1 protein-coding gene is annotated in these 3,065 nt (G+C 74.0%); it reads left to right on the top strand.

All coding sequences use genetic code 11. The features are described 5' to 3' along the window. On the top strand, positions 1-2,974 hold a 2,974-nt coding region (locus BZL64_RS33655; RefSeq protein WP_143663383.1), incomplete at its 5' end, for a beta-ketoacyl synthase N-terminal-like domain-containing protein. Positions 2,975-3,065 lie beyond the last annotated feature (91 nt).

Raw genomic sequence — 3,065 nt, forward strand, 5'->3', positions numbered from 1 at the left:
CGGCCGCCGCGACCTGCGCGCCCTGCTCGTCTCGCGCGGTGGGCCCGCCCTCGGCGGAGCGGCCCGGGTGGGCCTGTACCGGATGCTGCAGAGCGAGTACCGCCACGTCCGCTCCCGCCACGTGGAGATCGACCGGGCCGTGACCGACGAGCAGCTGTGCCGCTGGGTCGCCGAGGAGCTGTCCGCCGACGGCGAGCCCGCTGAGGTCGCCTACCGCGGCGGAGTGCGCCACCTGGCGACGCTTGCCGAGGCCCCGCGGACACAGCGCGCCGAACTCGGCTTCCCGGCGGACCACGTGCTGTGGGTGACCGGCGGCACGCGCGGCCTCGGGCTGCTCACCGCGCGCCACTTCGTCGCCCGCCACGGCGTGCGCAAGCTGGTCCTCACCGGCCGTGAGGAGCTGCCGCCGCGCGCGGAGTGGGCGGCGCACATCGCCGAGGACGGCCCCCTGGGCCGCAAGCTGCGTCCGCTCGCCGAACTGGCCGCCCAGGGCGTCGAACTCGAGGCTGTCGCCGTGCCGCTGGACGAGAAGGAGGCCCTCGCCAAGGTCCTCGCCGACGTCACCATGCGACTCGGCCCGGTCGGCGGCGTGATCCACAGCGCGGGCTACACCGACTTCGAGAACCCGGCGTTCGTCCGCAAGCCGCAGACCGGCGTCGCCCGTGTCCTCGCACCGAAGGTGTTCGGCCTGGACGCCCTGCTGGAGTGCTTCCGGGACGAACCGCTCGGCCTGTTCGTGCTGTACTCGTCGGTCGCCGCCGCCGTTCCCGCCCTCGCGGTCGGCCAGAGCGACTACGCCATGGCCAACGCCTACCTGGACGCGGTGGCCGAGGCCCGCCCGTACGGGCTGCCCCTGGTCAGCGTGCAGTGGCCGAGCTGGAAGGACACCGGCATGGGGGAGGCCCGCAGCGCCGCCTACCAGGCATCCGGCCTCGCCTCGCTCACCGACGCCCAGGGGCTGGCCCTGCTCGACCGCGCGCTGGAAAGCGGCGCCCGGGTCGTGATGCCCGTACTGCCGCGGCCGGGCCTCGAGTTCAGCGCCGAGCGCCTGACGGCACGGCGCCTGGAGGCCACGCCGACCGCATCGGCGGCCACGCCCACTGCATCGGCGGCCACGCCCACTGCATCGGCGGCCACGCCCACCACTGCGGCGGCCACGCCACAACCGGTGGGCGGCGCGCGCGCGGACGTGCGCGCCGCCGTCGAGGCGGTCGCCTCCTGGCTGCTCGACCAGCTCGCGGCGGAACTGCGCTTCGACCGCGTCAAGCTGACCGGGGACGTCCCGGTCCATGACTACGGCATGGACTCGATCATGGTCACCCAGCTGGTCCAGACCGTCGCCCGGCGCCTCGACGTCTCGGTCGACCCGTCGGCCCTGCTGGAACACCCGACAGTGGACGGCTTCGCGGCATATCTCGGCGAGGAGCACCCGACCGCGCTGCTCACGGAGTTCGGCGGCTCGGCTCATGAGGCCGAGTCCGAGGCACGGCCGGAGTCCGCGGCCCCGGCACCGCCGCAGTCCTCAGCCCCGGCATCCGTCCGCGCCTTCGGCGCACCCGCCGTCGTCCCCCGGCAGGACACCACCTCCCTCACCCCTGATCCGCGAGCCGACGCCATAGCCGTGGTCGGCCTGTCCTGCCGCTTCCCCGACGCCGACTCCGCCGACGCCTACTGGGAGCTGCTGCGGGACGGCCGTACGGCTTTGCGTCCCATCCCGGCCTCCCGCTTCGGCCGCCACCTCGCTCACCACGCCGGGCTGCTGCCGGAGGTGCTGCGGTTCGCGCCCCAGCGGTTCCTGCTGTCCGAGGCGGACGTCGAGGCCATGGACCCGCAGGCGCTGCTCCTGCTGGAGGAGGTCGACAGGGCCATACACCACGCCGGATACCGCCCGGCGGACCTCAAGGGCCGCAGGGTCGGTGTGTACGTCGGCGGCCGGGCCACCCACACCCCCGACCCGGAGGCCCTGGAGCGGGCCAAGAACCCGGTCGTGGTCACCGGCCAGAACTACCTCGCGGCCAACATCTCCCAGTTCTTCGACTTCCAGGGCCCGAGCCTGGTGGTGGACACCGCCTGCTCCTCCGCCCTGGTGGCGATGGACATGGCCGTACAGGCACTGCGCACGGGTTCCGTCGAGTCGGCCGTCGTCGCCGGTGTGAGCCTGCTCGCGGACGACCGGGCGCACCGGGTGTTCGGACAGCGCGGACTGCTCAACCCCGGCCCGGAGTTCCACGCGTTCGACGGCCGGGCGGCCGGCCTGGTGCTCGGTGAGGGCGTCGGCGTCGTCGTCCTCAAGCCGCTGGACCGTGCCCAGGCGGACGGCGACCGGGTGCTCGCCGTACTGGAGGGCATCGCGATCAACAACGACGGCCGCACCGCCGGACCCGCCACCCCCAACCTGCGGGCCCAGAAGGACGTGATGGCCGAGGCACTGGCGCACAGCGGCCGTGCGCCGCAGGACGTCGGCTGGGTGGAGACCAACGCCTCCGGCTCGACCGTCACAGACCTGCTCGAACTGAAGGCGATCGAGAGTGTCTACGGCGCCGGCCCGGCCCGGCCCGTGCGGCTCGCGCTCGGATCGGTGAAGCCGAACATCGGTCATCCGCTGGCCGCGGAGGGCATAGCCGCGTTCATCAAGGTCGTCCTGATGCTGCACCACCGGCAGCAGGTGCCGTTCCGCTCGGGACAGCAGCCCCTGCCGCACTTCGACCTGGAAGCCTGCGCGATGTACTTTCCGAGAGAGCTTCGCCCGTGGCCCGCGGAGGCGGACCGGGCCGCGCTCAACTGCTTCGCCGACGGCGGCACCAACGCGCACCTGCTGCTCGCCCCGGCCCCGGCGGAGCACCGCGCCGCCCGGGCGCCGCTGCCGCAGTCCCCGCCGGAGCGCACGGTCGTCATCCGGGGCACCGCCGCGGAGGAGCCCGCCGTACCTGCCCGGCCGGCGGCGGCCGGCCTGTTCTGGGACACGTACCGATGAGCGCGGCCGACCGGACGCCCCCGATGACCGAGACGCCCACAGGGCGCCTGCCCGTGGTCTTCATGTTCTCCGGGCAGGGCTCGCAGTACTA

This window comes from Streptomyces bobili (genome assembly GCF_002154575.1).
Taxonomy (GTDB): domain Bacteria; phylum Actinomycetota; class Actinomycetes; order Streptomycetales; family Streptomycetaceae; genus Streptomyces; species Streptomyces bobili.